This is a genomic window from Jannaschia faecimaris, assembly GCF_900107415.1.
Lineage (GTDB): Bacteria > Pseudomonadota > Alphaproteobacteria > Rhodobacterales > Rhodobacteraceae > Jannaschia > Jannaschia faecimaris.
Genome location: NZ_FNPX01000013.1, coordinates 40133 through 60421 on the forward strand (window position 1 = coordinate 40133; position 20289 = coordinate 60421).

The 20289-nt window shown below is 61.9% G+C and carries 21 protein-coding genes; 10 read left to right on the forward strand and 11 right to left on the reverse strand.

Annotation, left to right across the window (positions count from 1 at the left end; translation table 11 throughout):
- The 6 genes from BLV27_RS13410 to BLV27_RS13435 all read left to right on the forward strand — a co-directional run bounded on the left by BLV27_RS13410 (position 1) and on the right by BLV27_RS13435 (position 4919).
- A complete protein-coding gene (locus tag BLV27_RS13410; protein ID WP_244504667.1) occupies positions 1-612 on the forward strand; it encodes an ABC-type transport auxiliary lipoprotein family protein in 612 nt (203 codons plus the stop codon).
- A gap of 15 nt (positions 613-627) precedes the next feature.
- Positions 628-1299 (forward strand): Crp/Fnr family transcriptional regulator, encoded by a 672-nt coding sequence (locus BLV27_RS13415; protein ID WP_092646830.1) that lies wholly within the window; start codon positions 628-630, stop codon positions 1297-1299.
- Between the two features lie 169 nt (positions 1300-1468).
- Entirely contained in the window at positions 1469-1900 is a 432-nt protein-coding gene (locus BLV27_RS13420; protein WP_092646832.1) for a YeeE/YedE family protein, read from the forward strand.
- Positions 1901-1904: 4 nt separating this feature from the next.
- The gene (locus BLV27_RS13425) at positions 1905-2339 is read left to right on the forward strand and encodes a DUF6691 family protein (protein WP_092646834.1); all 435 of its coding nucleotides are present in this window, start codon (positions 1905-1907) and stop codon (positions 2337-2339) included.
- 11 nt (positions 2340-2350) lie between these two features.
- Positions 2351-3235: an MBL fold metallo-hydrolase gene (locus tag BLV27_RS13430; protein WP_092646836.1), complete on the forward strand. Its 885-nt coding sequence runs from the start codon at positions 2351-2353 to the stop codon at positions 3233-3235.
- Between the two features lie 10 nt (positions 3236-3245).
- Positions 3246-4919, forward strand: coding sequence for a bifunctional protein tyrosine phosphatase family protein/NAD(P)/FAD-dependent oxidoreductase (locus BLV27_RS13435; RefSeq protein ID WP_092646838.1), 1674 nt, complete (start codon positions 3246-3248; stop codon positions 4917-4919).
- Between the two features lie 219 nt (positions 4920-5138).
- Here the strand turns inward: BLV27_RS13435 and BLV27_RS13440 are convergent, their stop codons facing one another.
- Complete coding sequence (locus BLV27_RS13440) at positions 5139-5789, reverse strand: DUF2306 domain-containing protein (RefSeq protein ID WP_092646840.1); 651 nt, start codon at positions 5787-5789, stop codon at positions 5139-5141.
- Between the two features lie 545 nt (positions 5790-6334).
- On the opposite strand from BLV27_RS13440, the gene BLV27_RS13445 reads away from it, so the two are divergent.
- Positions 6335-6763 (forward strand): CBS domain-containing protein, encoded by a 429-nt coding sequence (locus tag BLV27_RS13445; RefSeq protein ID WP_244504668.1) that lies wholly within the window; start codon positions 6335-6337, stop codon positions 6761-6763.
- Between the two features lie 132 nt (positions 6764-6895).
- On the opposite strand, the gene BLV27_RS13450 is transcribed toward BLV27_RS13445, so the two are convergent.
- Entirely contained in the window at positions 6896-7588 is a 693-nt protein-coding gene (locus BLV27_RS13450) for a GntR family transcriptional regulator (RefSeq protein ID WP_092646941.1), read from the reverse strand.
- 147 nt (positions 7589-7735) lie between these two features.
- On the opposite strand from BLV27_RS13450, the gene BLV27_RS13455 reads away from it, so the two are divergent.
- Complete coding sequence (locus BLV27_RS13455; protein WP_092646844.1) at positions 7736-8605, forward strand: fumarylacetoacetate hydrolase family protein; 870 nt, start codon at positions 7736-7738, stop codon at positions 8603-8605.
- Positions 8606-8735: 130 nt separating this feature from the next.
- Here the strand turns inward: BLV27_RS13455 and uxuA are convergent, their stop codons facing one another.
- From uxuA to uxaC, 5 genes are all read right to left on the reverse strand, one after another.
- Positions 8736-9908 carry a mannonate dehydratase gene (uxuA, locus tag BLV27_RS13460; RefSeq protein ID WP_092646846.1) on the reverse strand — a complete coding sequence of 391 codons (1173 nt, stop codon included), beginning with the start codon at positions 9906-9908 and terminating at the stop codon, positions 8736-8738.
- Positions 9905-11320 (reverse strand): mannitol dehydrogenase family protein, encoded by a 1416-nt coding sequence (locus tag BLV27_RS13465; protein ID WP_244504669.1) that lies wholly within the window; start codon positions 11318-11320, stop codon positions 9905-9907. Before BLV27_RS13465 ends, uxuA begins: the two co-directional genes overlap by 4 nt.
- The gene (gene kduD / locus BLV27_RS13470; RefSeq protein ID WP_092646848.1) at positions 11310-12053 is read right to left on the reverse strand and encodes a 2-dehydro-3-deoxy-D-gluconate 5-dehydrogenase KduD; all 744 of its coding nucleotides are present in this window, start codon (positions 12051-12053) and stop codon (positions 11310-11312) included. The genes BLV27_RS13465 and kduD overlap by 11 nt, the downstream gene beginning before the upstream one ends.
- A complete protein-coding gene (gene kduI, locus BLV27_RS13475; RefSeq protein ID WP_092646850.1) occupies positions 12050-12874 on the reverse strand; it encodes a 5-dehydro-4-deoxy-D-glucuronate isomerase in 825 nt (274 codons plus the stop codon). Before kduI ends, kduD begins: the two co-directional genes overlap by 4 nt.
- Before the next feature lie 112 nt (positions 12875-12986).
- Positions 12987-14393 (reverse strand): glucuronate isomerase, encoded by a 1407-nt coding sequence (gene uxaC / locus BLV27_RS13480; protein ID WP_092646943.1) that lies wholly within the window; start codon positions 14391-14393, stop codon positions 12987-12989.
- A 159-nt stretch (positions 14394-14552) separates the two neighbouring features.
- Here uxaC and BLV27_RS13485 point away from each other — a divergent pair, with 159 nt between their 5' ends.
- A complete protein-coding gene (locus BLV27_RS13485) occupies positions 14553-15278 on the forward strand; it encodes a GntR family transcriptional regulator (RefSeq protein ID WP_092646852.1) in 726 nt (241 codons plus the stop codon).
- Complete coding sequence (locus BLV27_RS13490) at positions 15275-16180, forward strand: sugar kinase (protein WP_092646854.1); 906 nt, start codon at positions 15275-15277, stop codon at positions 16178-16180. The genes BLV27_RS13485 and BLV27_RS13490 overlap by 4 nt, the downstream gene beginning before the upstream one ends.
- A gap of 21 nt (positions 16181-16201) precedes the next feature.
- Here BLV27_RS13490 and BLV27_RS13495 read toward each other — a convergent pair whose 3' ends face one another.
- The 4 genes from BLV27_RS13495 to BLV27_RS13510 are packed head-to-tail and all read right to left on the reverse strand — an operon-like array spanning position 16202 to position 20284.
- A complete protein-coding gene (locus tag BLV27_RS13495; RefSeq protein ID WP_092646856.1) occupies positions 16202-16912 on the reverse strand; it encodes a ThuA domain-containing protein in 711 nt (236 codons plus the stop codon).
- A complete protein-coding gene (locus tag BLV27_RS13500) occupies positions 16909-17775 on the reverse strand; it encodes an NAD(P)-dependent oxidoreductase (protein WP_092646858.1) in 867 nt (288 codons plus the stop codon). The genes BLV27_RS13495 and BLV27_RS13500 overlap by 4 nt, the downstream gene beginning before the upstream one ends.
- A complete protein-coding gene (locus BLV27_RS13505) occupies positions 17775-19286 on the reverse strand; it encodes a sugar ABC transporter ATP-binding protein (RefSeq protein ID WP_092646860.1) in 1512 nt (503 codons plus the stop codon). Before BLV27_RS13505 ends, BLV27_RS13500 begins: the two co-directional genes overlap by 1 nt.
- Positions 19283-20284, reverse strand: coding sequence for an ABC transporter permease (locus BLV27_RS13510; RefSeq protein WP_092646862.1), 1002 nt, complete (start codon positions 20282-20284; stop codon positions 19283-19285). Before BLV27_RS13510 ends, BLV27_RS13505 begins: the two co-directional genes overlap by 4 nt.
- Positions 20285-20289: the final 5 nt, after the last annotated feature.

Genomic DNA, 20289 nt, shown 5'->3' on the forward strand with positions numbered 1-20289 from the left:
ATGATGCCCCTGCCCCGCCGTGCCCTGATGATAGGCCTTGCCGCAAGCTGCTCGGGTTGCACGACGCTCGGGGCGTTCGCGGGCGCATCGCGGGCCTTGCCGACGTACGAATTGGCCCCGGTGCCCGGCCGTACCGGCGCGCGTCGCCAGGTGACGCTGGTCGTGGCGCGCCCCGAAGCGCCCGCCGCCATCGCCACCGACCGTATCCTGGTGAAACCAGACCCGCTTTCGGTGGCCTATCTGCCCGACGCCCGCTGGTCCGAGGAGGTGCCGATGCTGGTGCAATCGCTGGTCATCCGCTCCATCGCCGGGACCGGGCGCCTTGGTCACGTCGGCACGGCCGAAAGCGGCCCGGTACCTGACGTCGCGCTTCTGCTACGTATCGACGCGTTTCAGGCGGAACCCATCCCCGATCAGGCCGCGATCCCGGTTCGCGTCGCCCTATCGGGCAGCCTTATCCGGGACCGCGATCAGCGCTTTCTGGGCTCCCGCGATTTTACGGGTACGGTCGTGGCTGCGTCCGAAAGTCCTGATCTTCTGATTCCGGCATTTCAACAAGCCTTGGACCCGATCCTGCCCGCGCTGGCCGATTGGGTCGCCGGAACGGTTTGATCGCGGCGGCAAGACATGACTGATACCATCTTTGACTGGACCGCACGCTTTCCCGGCCTTTCACGCCTGGAACAGCCGATCCGCGACCTTCTGCTGTCACGGAGCCAAGTGGTCAAGATGCCCGCCGGAACCGTCGTTTTCGGGCCGGGAAAGTCGCCTGAAAACATGCTTTTCCTTCTGGATGGCTCGGTCCGGGTGCAACAGGTGTCGGACACCGGGCGCGAAATCGTGCTCTACCGGATTCATGCAGGCGAAAGCTGTGTTTTGACGACGGCGTGCCTGTTGGCATACGACGATTATTCAGCTGAAGGACTGGCCGAAACCCAAGTAAGGGCCGTAGCCGTCCCACGCACGGTTTTCGATGATCTGGTCGCGAAATCTTCGGCTTTTCGGAACTTCGTCTTTGCGACCTTTTCCAAGCGGATAACGGACTTGTTCCTGGTAATTGAAGAGGTCGCGTTTCAACGGATCGACGTACGGCTGGCCCAGAAATTACTGGAGCTGTCGGACGGCGCGGATGTGCTCTCGACGACGCACCAGAAACTGGCGGTCGAACTTGGCACCGCGCGCGAAGTCATCACCCGCCAGTTGCAGGAATTCCAGCGCCGCGGCTGGATCGCCCAATCGCGCGGTACGATCGACCTGCTGGACCGCGATGGCCTGCAACGCCTAGGCGACAGTACCTGATCCCCCGGACCTGAGACCACGGTGACATTGTCACCGACCCACTACCGCGGATCTGACACAGTGGTCGGGTCCAAAGGAGGTTCGACTCATGTTCAATCACTCCCGCTTACACCCCTCTGCGTTGATGACGATCAATGATCCATCTGCCCCGCGCGATAGGGTCTGAGCCATGGAAACACTTTTCACCCCCGTGCAATCGCTTCTGGGCGGTGCCCTGATCGGGCTCGCGGCTGTTATGCTGATGGGATTGATGGGCCGCATCATGGGCGCGACAGGCATTCTTGCCGGGATCGTGGCACCAAGCAATCGCTCTGAATGGACCTGGCGCACGGTGCTTTTGATCGGGATGGTCAGCGGGCCTGCCGCCGTTCTCTTGATGACGGGGGCAATGCCGCCAGTTCAGGTACCTGTCACCACGCCTATGCTGATCCTCGGCGGGTTGACCGTCGGAATCGGCGTCACCTTCGGATCGGGCTGCACCTCCGGGCATGGCGTCTGCGGCATGGCGCGCCTGTCGCCCCGGTCGATCGTCGCGACGGTCACCTTCATGATTGCAACCGCGGTCACGGTCTATGTGATCCGCCACGTGATTGCGGGGTGATCGGATGAGACTGATCGCAAGCTACATTGTCGGCCTCGTCTTTGGCGTCGGCATTTCCCTTTCAGGGATGGCGAACCCGGCGAAGGTTCTGAATTTTTTCGACATCTTCGGCAGTTGGGATCCTAGCCTTGCCTTCGTTATGGGCAGCGCGCTGATCGTAACGGCCATCGGTTACCGGTTTGTATTGCGCGCCAACAGGCCGCTGCTGGCAACCCGGTTTCTTGTTCCGACCCGCACCGATCTGGATGCACGTCTGATCGGTGGCTCGGCGCTATTCGGCGTCGGCTGGGGCATCGCGGGCTTCTGCCCCGGTGGAGCGCTTCCGGCGCTTGGAACCGGTACCCCTGCGGTTTTCATCTTCGTCGCCGCCGTCATCGCGGGCATCTGGATTGCCCGCGCCCTTCAACGCCTGACCGCTCCGCACGCGGCGGACGTCTGAGAGGAGGAACCATGACCAACTATCCCGTGAATATGGATGTCCGTCCCGATGTTTCGGCCCATTTCGACCCGGCGACCAACACGATCAGCTATATCGTGAAGGACCCAGACAGCACGCATTGCGCCGTCATCGACAGCGTCATGGACATCGACTACGCTGCGGGGCGGATCACGCAGGGCCACGCAGACGCCCTGATCGAAGAAATCCGCAGTCGAGGCCTGACGCTGGACTGGATCATCGAGACGCATGTCCACGCCGACCACCTTTCGGCCGCGCCCTATATTCAGGAGCAACTGGGCGGCAAGATCGGCATCGGGGCCGATATCGTCACCGTGCAGGAAACCTTCGGCAAGGTTTTCAACGAGGGGACCGAGTTTCAGCGCGACGGCAGCCAGTTCGACCGGTTGTTCCGCGACGGCGACACCTATGAAGTTGGCGGTATGGCCTGCCTTGCGATGCACACGCCAGGCCACACGCCCGCCTGCATGACGCACGTGATGGGCGATGCGGCCTTCGTAGGTGACACGCTCTTCATGCCCGACGGAGGCTCGGCCCGCGCTGATTTTCCGGGCGGGGATGCCGGTGTGCTCTACGACAGCATCCAGAAGGTACTGGCCCTTCCGGACGCGATGCGCCTGTTCATGTGCCACGATTACGGTCCCAACGGACGCGACATCGCGTGGGAGACGACGGTCGGCGAAGAAAAGGCGAACAATATCCATGTCGGCGGTGGGACGACCCGCGAAGCCTTCGTCAAGATGCGCACCGAGCGCGACAAGACGTTGGACGTGCCCAAGCTGATCCTGCCGTCATTGCAGGTGAACATGCGGGCCGGCGAACTGCCGCGCGATCCTGACGGACACCCGGTGCTTAAGGTTCCTGTCAACGGTATCTGAAGGAAAGCTCATGGAGTTCCGCAAACTCACCTCCGGCCTCACCGTCAGCCCGCAAATCGCGCCGGGCGACATGAAGGCCATTGCTGCCGCCGGATACCGCGCGATCATCTGCAACCGGCCCGATGGGGAGGGGCCGGATCAGCCGTCGTTCGCCGAGATCGAGGCCGCCGCCCGCAAAGAGGGGCTGGAGGCCCGCTACCTGCCCATCGAAACAGGCAAAGTGACCGACACCGATACGCAGGAATTTGACCGCGCACTGACCGAATTACCCGGCCCGGTGTTGGCCTTCTGCCGGACAGGAACTCGATCGGCGACGCTCTGGTCGCTGTCGCAGGCCGACCGGTTGGACGTGGCCGAGATTTTGGCGACCAGCAAGGCGGCGGGCTATGACATGGGCGGCGTCGTGCGCCGTATTGCCAACGGCGGGCGCACCCCGACGGAACAGGCCGATGCAACCTTTGAAATCGTAATCGTCGGCGGCGGGGCAGCCGGTATCGCCGTCGCGGCCAGTTTGCGCAAGCGCCTGCCCCGCGTCGAGATCGCGATCATCGACCCTGCCGACACGCACTATTACCAACCCGGCTGGACCATGGTCGGGGGCGGTATATTCGACGCGGCGGAGACCGCCCGGACGATGGGCTCGCTCATCCCCAAGGACGTTCGCTGGATAAAGGCCGCCGTTGCCGCGTTCGAGCCGGACGCGGACGTGATCATCCTCGATGGGTGCCGCGTGGTGCGATACGATCGCCTGATCGTATGTCCGGGGCTTAAACTCGACTGGCACGCGGTTGACGGATTGGTCGAGACGCTGGGCCGCAATGGCGTGACGTCAAACTATCGCTATGATCTTGCACCCTACACTTGGGAGCTTGTCCAGGGTTTGAGCAAGGGGCGGGCCGTGTTCACGCAGCCGCCGATGCCGATCAAATGCGCGGGTGCGCCCCAAAAGGCAATTTACCTGTCTGCCGACGCGTGGAAACGGCGCGGCGTCCTTGGCGATATCGACATCCATTTCGCCAACGCGGGCGGGGTGCTGTTCGGGGTGAAGGATTATGTCCCTGCCCTGATGGAATACATTGATCTGTACGGCGTGGCCCTCGACTTTCATCACAACCTGATTTCCGTCGACGGGCCCGCAAAGATTGCGACCTTCCAAGTGTCGCACCCTGACACTCGACCCGAGCGGGTGGAGATGCCGTTCGACATGCTGCACGTCTGCCCGCCCCAGACCGCCCCAGATTTTATACGGGTTTCACCGCTGGCGGACGATGCGGGCTGGGTCACAGTCGATCAGGCAACGCTGCGCCATACCAGGTGGGACAACATCTGGTCGCTGGGCGATGTCATGAATGCGCCCAACGCCAAGACCGCGGCGGCGGCCCGGATGCAGGCCCCGGTCGTGGCCGCAAACATCACGGCCGACATCCGCGGACGCGCCCCGGTGGCACAGTACAACGGTTACGGATCCTGTCCGCTGACGGTGGAGCGGGGAAAGGTTGTCTTGGCCGAGTTCGGATACGGTGGCACTCTGCTGCCCAGCTTCCCTAAGATGCTGATCGATGGAACCCGGCCCAGCCGCGCGGCATGGCTGTTAAAGGAAAAGATCCTGCCGCCGTTTTATTGGCAAGGCATGCTCAGGGGACATGAATGGCTGGTCCGGCCCGAAACGATCACAACCGACTGATCCGTCTGTCCCCATCGCAACCGGGGCCAATCCTTGATGCGCGTGGCCCTTGCCGACCCGTTATGGTGCGGGCCTGACCGCGGCAAGCACCGGGGTAAAACCTGCGCTGGAAACGCGACGGTCCCGAGGTTTGGACCACAAATCGTTGAAGTATTTTGATGAGCGACACATCGGGGCGACATGACCCATTCGGAATGACTCACGATCGCGCCGTAGCCCTCAGGTCTGCGGGGATGGTGACGCAAAGACTTTGCCGATCACGATTTCGGCAGCCAAAAAATTGATAGCCCATGAAAAAATCATCATGCCATCCCTGACCGGTCCCAAAAGCTCCGTCCCGGACGCGATCATCCAGCAGATGCCAAGAACCGTTTGCGTCGAGGCCCCCTGAGCGATTGCATAGGCGCGCAGCATGGCGGCGCGATGCCCTGTGACGTTCCGGACCCTGATGGCCAGAAAGGCCCAGGCGATCAGCCCGACCATCGAAAGGCTCAGTATGATCCGAGTGCGATAGAGCCATTCACCCTGAAGCTCGGTCGGGAGCGCATAGGCGTGGGTCATCCACAGCCCGGTCAAGCCACTGACGCAACCGGCGCTGGCGATTACGCGCCCGACCGCGCGGTGCAATGCCGGATGATGGTGCCTGAGACTCGGCAGGAATTGCAGCCCGCCGACGATGCAAAACAGGAAACTGCTCAGAATGTGCAACACGACGGGGAGCGGGGCGGCGACGGCGCGCGGATTTGGCGGTGCGATCGACGGGCCGCCAAACAGTTCGACGACGCGAAACAACCCGCCGAAAGTCGGAATAAAACTATACACGAGAATGAACGCGAGCAGAGCCCATTCGCGCCGGGTTACGACTGTCATGGAAAGCCTCTCGCCTGAAATATGCGCAAATACCTCGTGCGTCAGGCGTCAGATACCCATGCCCCGCAGAGTGATTAATCCCCGAAAGTCGTTCACTCGCCATGCGCTTACGCATGGCCGGAATCAGACGGCCCAGGTCCGGCTTTCGCACGTCCATATCCAGGAGCGAGCAGCTCTTATATCGGGGCTTGTCAATGCGACCCCCGCATTCGTCGCACCGGGTTCGAGAGTAGAGGGTGGACTGTTCGAAGGGTCAGTCCGTTTTCCCGATACGACTCTTGCTGGAGAGGCATTCAGAACACACCTGCCAGCGCCAGAAATCATCGTTTGCCTGAATCTAATACCTCGATGGACCGGCGACCGGCCATGCGGTACCATTTTGGAAAAATGACCACACTTGAGGCCTTCCAATCCCATGGAGCTGATCCTGTCCATCTGCATATTCACCCTCGTGTTCGGGGGCTTGGCGCTTGGACTTGTGCTGACGGGGCGACCGCCCCGGACGGCGTGCGAGGGTGTGTCCTGCATCGGCGGAGGGAGATGCGATGTCTGTCCGCGCCGCCTCCAAACCGCGAATTCCGATGACTGACGGGCGCATCTCATCCGTTATGCGGACCAACGTCCTTCGACTGTCTGCTGATACCCCGATCCGCACGGCCACAGCGCGCCTTCTTGATCAGCGGCAGTCAGCGGCACCCGTCCTTGACGCCGCGGGGCGGCTGATCGGGATCCTGACCGAGAAGGATTGTTTTCGCCCCGCGCTGAACGCCAGCTACTATCAACAATGGAGCGGAACGGTCGCGGACGCGATGAGCACGTATGTGTCCACGATGGACCACGATACCGATATCGTGGCGGCCGCGAATATCTTTCTGGACCGACCGTTTCGCCGCTACCCGGTGGTCCAGGATGGAGAACTTGTCGGGATGCTCGACCGTGCGGACCTGTTGCAGGTCTTCCTCGAATACGGCTGACGCGGCACGATCCAGCTCAGCAGGAGCGGCGCAGTCAGCCCGCCAATATGCGATATCCGTTCGGCAATCGCATTCCCGAAACGAGTATAACTATCGCGACCGCCAGAACGTAGACGGCGAAACCGGTCACAGTCAGCGAGCGGCGCGCCCCGACAGTGTTTCGACGGTGGCGTCAAAATGAGACTTGGTCAGGTCGAGAGCGCGCTCCACGTCGCGCGCCAACACCGCGTCGGCGATGGCGGCGTGTTCGGCCCTGAGATCTCGCGCGCCGCGCCGCCGGTCAAGCGCGGCCCGGCGATAGCGTTCGCATTGATCGTGCAGTCTCTTGCGCACCCGAAGGAGCCAGTCCGACCCGCATGCCGCGACCATTGCAAGGTGGAACATCTCGTTCATTCCCTCCCAAGCGTCGATGGAGGCCCCCCCATCGGACATCAGCGTCGTGTCTGCCTTGGCCATCCGATAGGCCGCCGAGACGACCCCCGCCTCCCACAGGTCGTCGCCGTTGGTGATCGACAGGCGGAGGGCTTGGGTCTCAAGCGCAGTTCGCGCGATATTGAGATCGATGAATTCGGCGGCATCGAGCGATGCGACGGAAAACCCCCGGTTGCCCGATGCCGCTACCAGACCGTCAGCCGACAACCTTTGGAGCGCTTCGCGCAAGGGGGTCGGCCCGACACCGTAGAGGGCCTTGAGCCGTTCAATCCGCAATCGTTCGCCCGGACCGCGCAGGCCACGGATGATGTCCACCCGCAGCGCATCGTAGGCCGCGTCTGTTAGCGTCCCGCCACCTTCACGCGAGAGCGAGGTGGCGCGGGCATCTGACACGCTGGGTGCATGATCTTGCAGCACTGACCGACCTTTCAAGATTTAATCGCTTACGGTGCCCTGAAAATATGGTGGGCCAAAGGCATTTGACAGTCCTTTCTATCGATGAAACGCCATTTCATCGATTAAATTTGGGGAATCAATGAAATGAAATTGGTTACATTCGAGATTGGCGGTAAAGTCTGTGCGGGATTCCTGGACGGTGATGCCGTGGTGACCTGCGCGTCCGGACCTGATGCAGGCAATGCGGTACGCGATCTGGTATCCGGTGCGTCAGGATCCCTGGCCGACTGGAAGGCCAAGGCCGATGCGCGCCATCCGGTGTCCGATGTCCAACTGCTTGCCCCCATCCCCGAACCCCGTCGCGACATCTTTTGCGTCGGCAAGAACTACCGTGCTCACGCCGCGGAGTTTCACTCCTCGGGCTTCGACACGACCGCCAAGGCAGCGGTGCCGAGCGACCCGGTCGTCTTCACCAAGGCAACGACAACGGTTGTGGGCCCGGATGCGGAGGTCAGAGGCTCACTCGATACGACCGGAACCGTTGATTACGAGGGCGAATTGGGCGTGGTGATCGGGACGCGTGCCTTCCAAGTATCGCGCGACGCGGCGATGGATTGTATCTTTGGATACGTCATCATCAACGATGTCACATCGCGGGAGCTGCAACAAAAGCACAACCAATGGGTTATCGGCAAAGGAATCGACACCTTTTGCCCCATGGGCCCCTGGCTCGTGACAGCCGACGAAGCAGGCGACCCGCGCGCTATGCAGTTGGAGACCACGATCAACACCGAAGTCCGTCAAAAGGCCAGTGTCGCGGACCTGATTTTCGACATCCCGACGCTCATCTCGACCATCAGCCAGACAATGACTCTCTTGCCGGGCGACATCATTGCAACCGGCACCCCGGAAGGTGTGGGCATCGGTTTTAAGCCTCCGAGATACCTGATCGCAGGGGACATCATGGAGGTCAGCATCAGCGGTCTGGGCAGGCTTACGAACCGGATTGTCTGACCGGAAGACGGGCGTCCGGCGTATCGAAATCATCAACCCGTGCCGGTCGGCGGTATTGCCGTCACAGATCGTCCGTTGGAGCGGCCTTGCGTGTTGGCGGGACGCGGCGCACTCAACATCGCGGTCGGGCCTAGGTGTAGGCCAGACCGCGCATGACTCCACGCAACTCCGCAAGGCCACGCAGACGACCGACAAGCGGATAGCCCGGAATCATCTCGCGCACCTGATCCGAGAGCATGTGGTGACCGTGATCCGGGCGGAACGGGATCGCGTGGTCGCCGCGCCCGGCATCCAAGCGGCGCGCCTCCTCGGTCATCAGGACCTTGATCAGGCTGACCATATCGGTGTCGCCGTCCAAATGCGCGGCCTCCTCGAAGGAGCCGTCGGCTTCCTTGCGCACGTTGCGCAGGTGGGCGAAGTGAATATGATCAGCCACCTTCGCCGCGATTGCCGTCACGTCATTGGCAGGATTGGCCCCAAGCGAGCCGGAACACAGCGTGATCCCATTGGCCGGGCTGTCATACGCGCGCAGCACCCATTCCAGGTCGTCACCATTCGACACGATCCGGGGTAGCCCCATGATGTCACGCGGCGGGTCGTCGGGATGGACGCAGAGCCGGATGCCCAGATTTTCGGCCGTTGGTACGACTTCTTCCAGAAACCGCTTGTAGTTCGCTCGCAATCCATCACGGCCGATCCCGTCATACCCCCCGATTGCTGTCTTCAGCCCTGCCACGTCGTAGCGATCGAATGCACCGGGCATCCCGGCCATGATCGCCGCCAGAAGGCCGTCCCGGTCCGCTTGCGTGGCCTGTTGAAACCAGTTGGCGGCGTTGGTCAGCACACCCTCGGGGTAATCGCCCTCGGCATCGCGCCGCCCCAGCATGTGGATCTCGAATGCCGCCATCCGCGTCGCATCGAATCGCAGACAAGTTGCGCCGCCGTCCACGGGCGCGGTCAGGTCCGTCCGGGTCCAGTCCAGCAGAGGCATGAAATTATAGCAGATGGTCGTCACGCCCTCGGCGGCCAGGTGCACCATCGACTGGCGATAGTTGGCGAACAGACCCGACAGATCGCCTTCACCGCGCTTGATCCGTTCATGCACCGGCAGGCTTTCCACCACGACCCAGTCGAAACCGGCCTGCGTGATCCGCGCCCTGCGGTCGGCAATCGCCGCGCGCGACCACACCTCGCCGTATGGAATACCGTGAAGCGCAGTCACGATGCCGCGCGCGCCCGTCTGGGCAACCTCGGCAAGGGTGATGCTGTCGAATTCGCCGTACCAGCGCCAGCTCTCGATCATGTTGTCACCCCTTTGATGGCTCTACGTGCGCCGCCGGCCCACAGCGTCGTCGCGGCTTCGGTCACAGGGACACGCAGCCTGCGCGCCAAATCCGCGGGGAAAATCTCGTCCATTGAAAGAAGCGCCGCCACAACCTCGGCCGGCGTCGTACAGTTTTCGGTAAGCGCGCGCAGGGTCCCAGCAAGGGGGTCGCGCAGGTCGATCGGCTGTCCTGCCTCGTCGGTGCCGCAGACGTAGCGCATCCACGCCGCCACGGCGAGGCACAGGCCCGGCACGACGCGCCCGGCGTCGAGGTTGTCGCGAAGTGTGCCGAGAATGCGTTGTGGCAGCTTCTGGCTCCCATCCATCGCGATCTGCCAGGTTCGGTGGCGAATGGCCGGGTTGGCGTAGCGCGCGAACAACGCCTGCGCATATTCTGCAAGGTCTACGCCGTCGGGCGCGCGAACGGTCGGCGCGATCTCATGCCAAAGTGCACGGACGTAGTCTGCAAAAACCGGATCGGCCATCGCTTCGGCGATGGTCTCGTGCCCCGCTAGGTAGCCGGTATAGGCAAGCGCGGAATGCGTACCGTTCAGCATCCGCAGCTTCATATGCTCGTGCGGCATGACGTCGACCACCATCTGAACCCCAGCCGCAGCAAGGTCGGGCCGTGCACCATCTACGAAGTCATCTTCGACCGCCCATTGGGAAAACGGCTCGTGCAGGACGGGGGCTGCATCGTGGTACCCCGTCAGGGAGTCGATGCGGGCGATATCTTCCGGTGTGGTGGCGGGGGTAATGCGATCCACCATCGTTGACGGAAAGCGCCCCTGTTCTGTAATCCAGTCGGCCAGATCTGGGTCGATACGCTTGGCCAGTTGCAGAACCACGCGCCGCACCAGCTTCCCGTTATCCGGCAGGTTGTCACAGCTCAGAACAGTAAAGGGCGGAACGCCCGCCGCCCATCGACGGGCGAGCGCGCGTACAAGGAAGCCGGACGTCGAGATGGGCAAATCATGGCTCAGGTCATGCCGGATATCCGGGTGATCCAGGTTCAACGCCCCCGTGGCCGGGTTATGGCAGTAACCCTTTTCAGTCACGGTCAACGTGACGATCTTGACGGCGGGGTCGGCCATCGCGGCCAGGACGTCCTCCGGTGCCTCGGGTGCCACAAGAACATCATTCAGAACATTGATATCGCGCCATTTCTCACCATCCTGACCCAGCGTTACCGAGGTATAGGCCCAGTGGCGCGCCCGCAGGGCATCGCGCGTGTCCGGCTTGCGCAGAGAGACGCCGACGATGCCCCAATCTCCGCCCGATGCCGCCATCGCATCGGCCACGTAGACGCAGCCGAAACCGCGAAAGAACGCCCCGAGGCCCAGGTGCACGATGCCGGTTGCCGGGCGCGGGTCCGGTGCGTCAGCGGCCAAGCCAGCCCCCGTCTACGCTCAGGACTGCGCCATGCACATAACGGGCCGCCGGTGTGCAAAGATAGACTGCCGCCCCCGCGATGTCCGACGCCTCGCCCCAGCGACCGGCTGGAATACGGTCAAGGATGGCCTTGTTGCGCTCAGGGTCGGCACGCAGGGCCTCGGTATTGTTCGTCTCAATGTAGCCGGGGGCAATGGCGTTCACATTGATGCCCTTCGCCGCCCATTCGTTCGCCAGAAGTTTGGTCAATCCGGCCACTCCGTGTTTGGACGCCGTATATGACGGCACGCGTATCCCGCCCTGATACGATAGAAGCGAGGCGATATTCACGACTGCCCCCTGCCCGTGCCTGTCCATCACGGCCCGCGCGAAGCCTTGCGTGGTAAAGAACAGCGCCTTGAGGTTCACGTCCATCACGTCGTCCCAGTCCTCCTCGGAGAAGTCGATGGCGTCGGCGCGGCGGATTATGCCCGCGTTGTTAATCAGGATGTCGATATCGCGTCCCTGGAACAGGCTCTGGCCGGCCATCGGATCGCTGAAGTCCACCATGAGGGAGGATGCGGTCCCGCCGGCACTTTCGATCCGGGCGACGGTTTCGTCGCAAGAGCGGCGGCCGACGCAGATCACCTCTGCGCCCGCCTGCGCTAGACCCTCGGCGATCGCCTGACCGATACCCGTGTTGGCCCCCGTCACCATCGCGCGGCGCCCCTCAAGTGAGAAAGGATTTGTCATCGCAGATCCCCCATTTCGATCATGTCCATGTCGGTGAAATCAGCGTTGTCGCCCGCCATCGCCCAGCAGAACGTGTAGGATGCCGTGCCAGCCCCCGCATGGATGGACCATGGCGGCGAAATGACCGCCTCCTCGTTGGCCATGACGATGTGGCGGGTCTGGCTTGGCTCGCCCATCAGGTGAAATACCCGACCATCTTCGGGCAGGTCGAAGTAGAGATAGGCCTCCATCCGCCGATCATGCACATGCGCGGGCATCGTGTTCCAGATCGAACCCTCGGAAAACTGCGTGTAGCCCATCGAAAGCTGACAACTGGGGCAAACCTCGGGGTGCAGGAACTGGAGGATTACCCGTTTGTTCGCGCTTTCCCCTGCGCCCATCTCGACGCGGCGCGCGTCGTCCTGCCGGATCAAACGTGTCGGATAGGAGTGGTGCGCCGGGGCAGACAGGATGTAGAACCGCCCGGCCCCGCCGAATTCCACGGGGCCAGCACCCTTCCCGATGTACAGAACTTCGCCGTTGCTCACCTCGTGGGTTTCGCCGCCCACCCGAATTGTCCCGTCCGCGCCGATGTTGAGCACGCCCATTTCCCGACGCTCCAGGATCGTGGCTGTTCCCGTCGATGCAACGCTGTCCAGCGTCAGTGTCCCGCCCGCCGGCACTGCAGAACCAAGGATCAGGCGGTCATAGTGACTGTAGACCAGCCTAATCTCGCCCTCGGAAAATAGATCTCCGACATGAAAATGATCGCGCAACTGATCGGTGTCCAGCGTTCTGGCCGTCGCGGGGTTGATGGCATATCGGGTTTCGGGTTTCAGCATTTACTCAGTTCTCATTGCTTAGAATATCTATCAGCGATCGCGTGCGACATGGTTGGCCCGCAGGGCACAGGTCGTTTCGACAGAGGCCCGCTCCGTAAAAGACTTTTATCGGTCAAAGCCGATATGCCTGTTTAGCAAGCCGATACGAAAGATCATGGGCAACTTCCGGCGCTTCATCTCGTCCCAACCGACCGGTTTCGACGAGGGTCGCAAGGAACGAGCAATCGACCCGTCGCGCCACATCGTGACGCGCGGGTATGGAACAGAAGGCGCGCGTGTCATCATTGAAGCCGACCGTGTTGTAGAAACCGGCGGTTTCGGTCGTCATCTCGCGGAAGCGCCACATACCTTCGTAACTGTCGTGGAACCACCAAGGCGGCCCCAGTCGCAATGCGGGGTAAACCCCGGCCAGCGGGGCGAGTTCGCGCGCATAGCTCGTCTCGTCCAGCGTGAAGAGGATCACCGTCAGGTCGGCCCGACCGCCAACCGCATTCAACAGCGGGCGCAGCGCGGTGACGTAATCGGTGCGCGTCGGGATGTCATAACCCTTGTCGCGCCCGAACCGGCGCAGGATATCGTGCGAATGGTTGCGCGCAGAGCCCGGATGAATTTGCAGGACCAGCCCGTCGTCCAAGCTCATCCGCGCCATCTCGGTTATCATATGGCCGCGGAAACGGTCGGCCTCCTCGGATGAGCAGGTCCCTTGAAGGGCTTTGTCGAACAAGGCTGCCGCCTCTGCCTGCGGCAGATCTTCGGTCCGGGCCGTCGGGTGGCCGTGATCGCTAGATGTAGCTCCGAACGTCTTGAAGAAGGCCCGTCGATTGCGATGCGCGGCAAGGTAGCCGGTCCAGGTCGTCGCGTCCTCACCAGCCATTTCGCCCATTAGCTGCACGTTGCGGGCAAACCCGTCGAAATCGGGGTCCACCACGGCGTCGGGGCGATAGGCGGTCACGACCTTGCCGGTCCAGCCGCTTTCGCGGATCATCCGGTGCCACCGCAGGTCGTCGACCGCGCGTTCTGTCGTGGATATCGCCTCGATGTTGAACCGCTCGAACAGGGCGCGAGGGCGGAACGCCTCCTGCTTCAACTGATCGTCAATCCGATCGTAGATCGCGTCCGCCGTCTGCGCCGACAGGCGCATGGTGACGCCGAAGACCTCCTGCAACGCATGATCGACCCAAATACGCGACGGTGTGCCGCGAAACAGATGGTAGTTGCTGGCGAACAGGCTCCAGATCTTGCGGGGATCCTGCTCCGTCTCACCCCCGTCCACGCGCGGCACGCCCAGAGACTCCAGCGCGATGCCCTGCGAGTGGAGCATGCGAAAGACATAGTGATCGGGCGTCACGAACAGCTGCGCGGGATCAGAGAAGGCCACGTTCTCGGCGAACCAGCGCGGGTCGGTGTGGCCATGCGGGCTGATGATCGGCAGGGCTTTCACGCCTTCATAGAGATCGCGCGCCAAGGCACGCACATTCGGGTCCGTCGGAAACAGCCGATTGTCATCCAAGATCGCCACGACGCCCTCCCCGATTTGGCCGTCGACGCCTCCGTGCGCCGTGGCCAATCTGATATCCTAGTTACCATGATTTGGGACTGTCAACTAATATCCCAGTTGCAGCGGATTGGAAAAGCTGCAAAATGGACGAAATCTCGGATCTTAGCAGGAGGAGACACCATGAACCGCGATCTTCCTCAGACCGATGAGGAAATTGCCCTTCCCGTAATCCGGCAGCTCACCCAGCCGACCGTCGCCGATCAGGTCTTCGATCAGCTGCGCCAGCGGATCTTGTCGCTGGAATTGCCGCCCCAAACGCGGATGTCCGAAGCCGAAGTATCCCGCAAGATGGGAGTTTCCCGTCAACCTGTGCGCGAAGCGTTCAAGCGACTGGCCAAGCTCGGGTTTCTACACATCCGGCCCCAGAGCGGGACGACCGTCAGCCTGATTTCGGAGGAGGCGGTGCTGCGGGCACGCTTTATCCGTACGGCGCTCGAAGCCAAGACCTGTCGCACCGCCTGCGGAGCGCTGAGCGCCGAGGGGCTCACCGTGCTTTCGGACCTGATCGAGCAGCAGAAAGCCGCCGTCGCCGTCAACGACCGGGACCGCTTTCACGCACTGGATGATCAGTTCCACCAGCAGATCTGCGTTCAAGCCGGGGTCGGATACGTCTGGGACCTGATCCAGGAGAGCAAGGCGCACCTTGACCGTATCCGGATGCTGTCGCTCAGCGTGTCATCGCAGCATCTGGCGCTGAACGAGCATGTCGAGATGCTGAACGCGATCCGCGCCAACGATCCCGACGCCGCCGAAGATGCGCTGGATCGGCACCTTGGCCGCATTCAGAACGTCATTCGCGCTATCAAGGCCGAAAACCATGACTGGTTCAGGGAGGGCATGGGATGAGCCGGATCGTCTGCATTGGCGAATGCATGATCGAGATGGCCCCGACGACGCGGGACGCCGAGTACCGGATGGGGTTCGCGGGCGACACGATGAACACCGCCTGGTACCTGCGCCGGCTTCTGCCGCACTCCGACGAGGTCGACTACTTCACCGCCGTCGGCAGCGACGCCGCCTCCGGGCAAATGGTGGATTTCCTGGCCCGGGAGGGCCTTGGCACCGCGCATGTCCTGCGGCGCGCCGATCGGACGATCGGGCTCTATATGATCCAGCTGCAGGACGGGGAGCGCAGCTTCAGCTATTGGCGCGGTCAGAGCGCGGCACGCACACTGGCGCAAGATGCCGGCCCGCTGAGCGATGCGCTCGACCGCGCGCAGGTGGCATATTTCTCGGGCATCACGTTGGCCATCCTGCCCCAAGCTGACCGCGCGCGCCTTCTGGACACGCTCGGCCAGTTCCGCGCGAACGGGGGCGAGGTCGTCTTTGATCCCAACCTGCGCCCTCGCCTCTGGCAGACGACCGAGGAGATGACGGCCTCGGTCATGCAGGCAGCGGGCATCAGTGACACCGTCCTGCCCTCCCACGAGGACGAGGCCGCTTGGTTCGGCGACGCCGACCCCGCAGCCACGGCCGATCGCTATTCCAAGGCTGGTGCCCGGACCGTTGTTGTGAAGAACGGACCGGGCCAGATCCTGGCCTGCCAGGACGGCACGATTACCGAGCACGCACCGGTCGCGGTTGCAGAGGTCGTGGATACGACCGCCGCCGGGGATTCCTTCAACGCCGGATATCTGGCGCACCGCATTGACGGGCAAACCATTCCGCGGTCTATCCAAGCTGCGGCGGAACTGGCCGCTCTGGTCGTTCGGAGCCGGGGGGCGCTCGTCTCAACCGGCGGCGCATGAACGCGCGCGGCCGCCCGCTTCTTAGGATGCGCGCCCTTGCGCCGCCCAGATGGCACCGCGCCGGATGATCTCGGTCACTTGCGGCACTTTCAGATCGTCCAACTCGTGCCCGATGGAGCAATAGAAGACGCGGCCCTTGTCCCAGCGGCGCTTCCACAAGACGGGGATCACCGTGCCTTCGATCCACCACAGATGATCGCCCGAGAACGTCGTCGTCGCCAAAACCTGGTTCGAGGGGTCCACCAGCATGTAATATTGCTCGCTCTTCAGACGAAAGCTTCCGATGCCCTGCACGATTGGGTCGTCGGGACGGCAGATCGTCACGTCGTAGTCGATGTAGTCTTCGCACGGTTGCAGATTGTCGGGCCAGCCTGGCGGATGGGCAACGAACTGCCCTCCGATCAGGAAGTGATACGTGGGGCGGTCACGGAACGCATCGCCCATGTGGCCATGCCAGCCCGCGATACCGCAGCCGTCGGCGATCAGCTTGAGCAGCCCGTCCTCCTGCGGCTTGGTCATATTGCCGAATTCCTCGCGGTGGCCCGACCGGGCGGAAGACCAGATCGGAGTGATCAGGTCGAGGTCGGCCAGGTCTTCGGGGCGATCCAGCGGCTCAAGGGTGTCGTAGACGACGACCTCGAACCCGTTCTGCTTAAGAAGGGCTTCGTACCAATCGGCGAAGCGGCTGGGGGCATGCCCCTCCCAACCCCCTACGAAAAGAGCTGCTTTCAAGGTGTTTCCCTTCGCATAAAATCGAGCATGGCAGCCATGTCGCGGGTGCCGTAGCCCGACGCCTCGGCCTGCCGCAGCTTGTCCAGCGTCGCGCGACCCTGCGGCATCGCGGTGCCCAGCTTTTCAGCCAGCGCGGCCGTGACCTCCATGTCCTTGCGGGCCAGCGCGACGGTGAAGGTGACCGCGTTGCTCTCCTCATCAAGGTAGAGAGGCCTGCGATACCGGAGCATCGGGGCACAGGCGGCGCTGGCTTCGATCACGTCAAAAGCTCGTTCAGGGGCGACGCCCGCTGCCTCGGCCAGTGTCATCGCCTCGGCCAAGGTTTGATTGATGCCGTGGATCAGCGAATTGACCGCCAGTTTCATTACTGCGCCAGTGCCCGTCTGACCAAGGCAGAGTGTTTCTTTGCCCATCGCCTCAAAGAGCGGGTTTAGCGTCGCTGCGTCTTCTGGCGTACACCCCGCCATGATCACCAACTGCGCATCGGCGGCGGCCTGTGTTGCCCCAGAGACCGGCGCATCGACGACGCGGGCCCCGACGGGTGCCTGTTCTGCCAGCCTTGCGATATGATCCGGGCTCATCGTGCCCATCTCGACATATGCCCGCGCCGATCCGGCGAACAACCCGTCCGGACCGCCGTGTACGGCTTCGGAAGATGGATCGTCGGCCAACATGGTCACAACCACCTCCGCCGCATTCGACAGCGCACGGGGGCTGTCCGAAACGGGACAACCCAGCTCTGCAGCCAGATCTTGGGCCTTGTCCCGCGAGCGATTCCAGAGGGTCACGTCATGCCCGGCATGGGCCAGATTGCGTGCCATATGTGCGCCCATCCGGCCCAGACCGACAAACCCGACCCGCATCAGGCCACTTTTTCGGTGTCCAAGCCCGAAATCGCGGCAATCAGGTTCTCCTCATTCACCTCGGCAGAGGTGAACGTCCGCATGATCCGGCCCGAATACATCGCCACGATGCGGTCGGCCACATGCAGCACCTCTGGCATTTCCGAGCTGATCACGATCACCGCATAGCCCTGCGATGCCAGCTCGCGGAGCAGATTGTGGATCTCCGCTTTTGATCCAACGTCGATGCCGCGTGTGGGTTCGTCCACGATCAGCACGTTGGGATGCATCGACAGCCACTTGCCGATAACGATCTTTTGCTGATTACCGCCTGACAGGTTGCCCACCGTTTGCTTCCAGCCCGGCGTCCTGATGTCGAGCTTGTCGCGGTATTGATCGAAGATTGCGATCTCGGCACCGTTGGCAACAAAGGGGCCGGACTTGAGATCATCAACCTGAGGCAGGGTCATGTTATCGCGGCAGTTCATGCCCAGAACCAGTCCCTGGCCCTTTCGATCTTCTGGCACCAGCGAGATGCCCCGCTCGATCGCATCATAGGGCGAGTTTATCCGCACCTCTTCACCATTCATCAGGATCGAGCCGGCTGACGGGTTTCGCAAGCCGAACAATGTTTCCGCAATTTCCGTCCGGCCGGCCCCGACGAGCCCATAGAACCCGAGAACCTCACCACTCCGGACCTCAAAGCTGACATCTTGGTAAAGCTTGCCACAGCTGAGCCCGCGCACTTCGAGCGCGACGTCGCCCAGTTCGTGAGTTGCTTCGGTCCGGCTGAGGTCGAGCTTGCGCCCGATCATCATCTGGGTCACGCCTTCTTCGTCCGTGTCTGCCGTATTGACCGTGCCCTGATATTGGCCGTCGCGCAAAACGCTGATCCGGTCAGTGATCTTGAATATCTCTTCCATCCGGTGCGAGATATAGGCGATGCCAACGCCCTGCTTTTGCAAGTCAGAGATGACCTCGAACAGAACCACCTTTTCCGCGTCGGTTAGCGACGCAGTCGGCTCATCAAAGATCACGGCCTTCGCGTCCACCGTCAGCGCGCGGGCTATTTCCACCATCTGTTGGTTGGCAATCGAAAGGTCCCCGACCCGTGTCTTGGCGTTGAAACTGACCTTCAGCTTTTCAAGGATCGCGTTGGTATTGGTCTCAAGTTCGGCCCAGTCCACCAGCCCGAAACGCTTGCGCGGCAATTCTCCGAGATAGATATTCTCGGCCACACTCAGCTCATCCGCGAGGCTCAGCTCCTGGTGGATGAAAACGATGCCTTTGGCTTTCGCATCCAACGGGCCGGACATGATCACTGGTTGTTCTTCTATAATGATCTGGCCTTCGTCAGGCTGGTGAATACCGCCGAGCACCTTCATCAGGGTGGATTTTCCAGCGCCATTTTCACCCATCAGGGCATGTACTTCGCCAGGCAGGATCGAAAGCGAGACGCCATCAAGGGCGCGTACACCGGGAAAGGTCTTTACGATGCCTTCCAGTCGCAGGACAGGGGTTTGTTCGGTCATGCCTTCAACTCCTCTTTGCCTTTCACGTTCAGCTGCCGGTCAAGGAATAGCACGGCGATCAAAATCAGACCGATCACAAGGTTCACGGTCGATGTGTCAGCACCGATGTGGCTCAGCCCCTTGCGCAACAGCTGGATCGCAACCACCCCGCCGAAGGTCGAGATGATCGAGCCCGCCCCTCCGGTCAGCTTGGTGCCGCCCAGCACGACGGCGGTGATCACCCACAATTCATAAAGCTGGCCATCGTTGGGGTTCACCGATCCGGATTCCGAATAGAACACCACCGCGGACAGCGCCGCCAAGAAACCGATGATCATGAAGTTGATCATCATATGCGGACCGACACGGATGCCGGCATTGACCGCCGCCTCGCGGTTGTTCCCGATGGCATAGGCATTGCGGCCATGGACTGTACGGTTCATCAGAAACCAGATCGCTGCAGTAACGATCAGCAGGAACCAGGTTGCAGTGTGAAGACTCAGGAACTGCGCCTCGGCGAAATCGACCAGCGTCCAGTTGAGATGGCTTGTCGGCTGCTCGCCGTTATACATGAAGACCAACCCGCGAAAGCCCAGCATAGAACCAAGCGTCACGATAAACGCGTCCACACCGGTCTTCCACACAATCAATCCGTTGATCGCACCGAGAACCACGCCGGTCAGAAGTGCCAGGCTCCAGGCCACGGGAATGACCCAGTTTCCGAGCCCTCCAAATATTGCCCATGTCATCGAGTCCAGCAGGACAACGGCGCAAATCGCGTATATCGCCCCAACCGATAAGTCGATATTGCCGTTCACCATGACGATGGTCATGCCCATGGCGATGATCCCGATGGGGGCCGACTGCTTGAGCAGCAGCAGCATGTTGTCACCGTCCATAAAGGCCTTCTCGCTGACGGAGAAGAACTCGCCCGCTACCGAGAAGAAGATCAACTCAAAGACGATAAAGCCCCAGATGGCACCTTCCTTAAGATATTTTGAGAGTTTTCCAGCTTCCATGTTCT

Coding starts and splice junctions, on each gene's coding strand:
- BLV27_RS13410 (WP_244504667.1), top strand. CDS start 1: ATGATGCCCCTGCCCCGCCGTGCCCTGATGATAGGCCTTGCCGCAAGC.
- BLV27_RS13415 (WP_092646830.1), top strand. CDS start 628: ATGACTGATACCATCTTTGACTGGACCGCACGCTTTCCCGGCCTTTCA.
- BLV27_RS13420 (WP_092646832.1), top strand. CDS start 1,469: ATGGAAACACTTTTCACCCCCGTGCAATCGCTTCTGGGCGGTGCCCTG.
- BLV27_RS13425 (WP_092646834.1), top strand. CDS start 1,905: ATGAGACTGATCGCAAGCTACATTGTCGGCCTCGTCTTTGGCGTCGGC.
- BLV27_RS13430 (WP_092646836.1), top strand. CDS start 2,351: ATGACCAACTATCCCGTGAATATGGATGTCCGTCCCGATGTTTCGGCC.
- BLV27_RS13435 (WP_092646838.1), top strand. CDS start 3,246: ATGGAGTTCCGCAAACTCACCTCCGGCCTCACCGTCAGCCCGCAAATC.
- BLV27_RS13440 (WP_092646840.1), bottom strand. CDS start 5,789: ATGACAGTCGTAACCCGGCGCGAATGGGCTCTGCTCGCGTTCATTCTC.
- BLV27_RS13445 (WP_244504668.1), top strand. CDS start 6,335: ATGTCTGTCCGCGCCGCCTCCAAACCGCGAATTCCGATGACTGACGGG.
- BLV27_RS13455 (WP_092646844.1), top strand. CDS start 7,736: ATGAAATTGGTTACATTCGAGATTGGCGGTAAAGTCTGTGCGGGATTC.
- uxuA (WP_092646846.1), bottom strand. CDS start 9,908: ATGATCGAGAGCTGGCGCTGGTACGGCGAATTCGACAGCATCACCCTT.
- kduD (WP_092646848.1), bottom strand. CDS start 12,053: ATGACAAATCCTTTCTCACTTGAGGGGCGCCGCGCGATGGTGACGGGG.
- kduI (WP_092646850.1), bottom strand. CDS start 12,874: ATGCTGAAACCCGAAACCCGATATGCCATCAACCCCGCGACGGCCAGA.
- BLV27_RS13485 (WP_092646852.1), top strand. CDS start 14,553: ATGAACCGCGATCTTCCTCAGACCGATGAGGAAATTGCCCTTCCCGTA.
- BLV27_RS13490 (WP_092646854.1), top strand. CDS start 15,275: ATGAGCCGGATCGTCTGCATTGGCGAATGCATGATCGAGATGGCCCCG.
- BLV27_RS13500 (WP_092646858.1), bottom strand. CDS start 17,775: ATGCGGGTCGGGTTTGTCGGTCTGGGCCGGATGGGCGCACATATGGCA.
- BLV27_RS13505 (WP_092646860.1), bottom strand. CDS start 19,286: ATGACCGAACAAACCCCTGTCCTGCGACTGGAAGGCATCGTAAAGACC.
- BLV27_RS13510 (WP_092646862.1), bottom strand. CDS start 20,284: ATGGAAGCTGGAAAACTCTCAAAATATCTTAAGGAAGGTGCCATCTGG.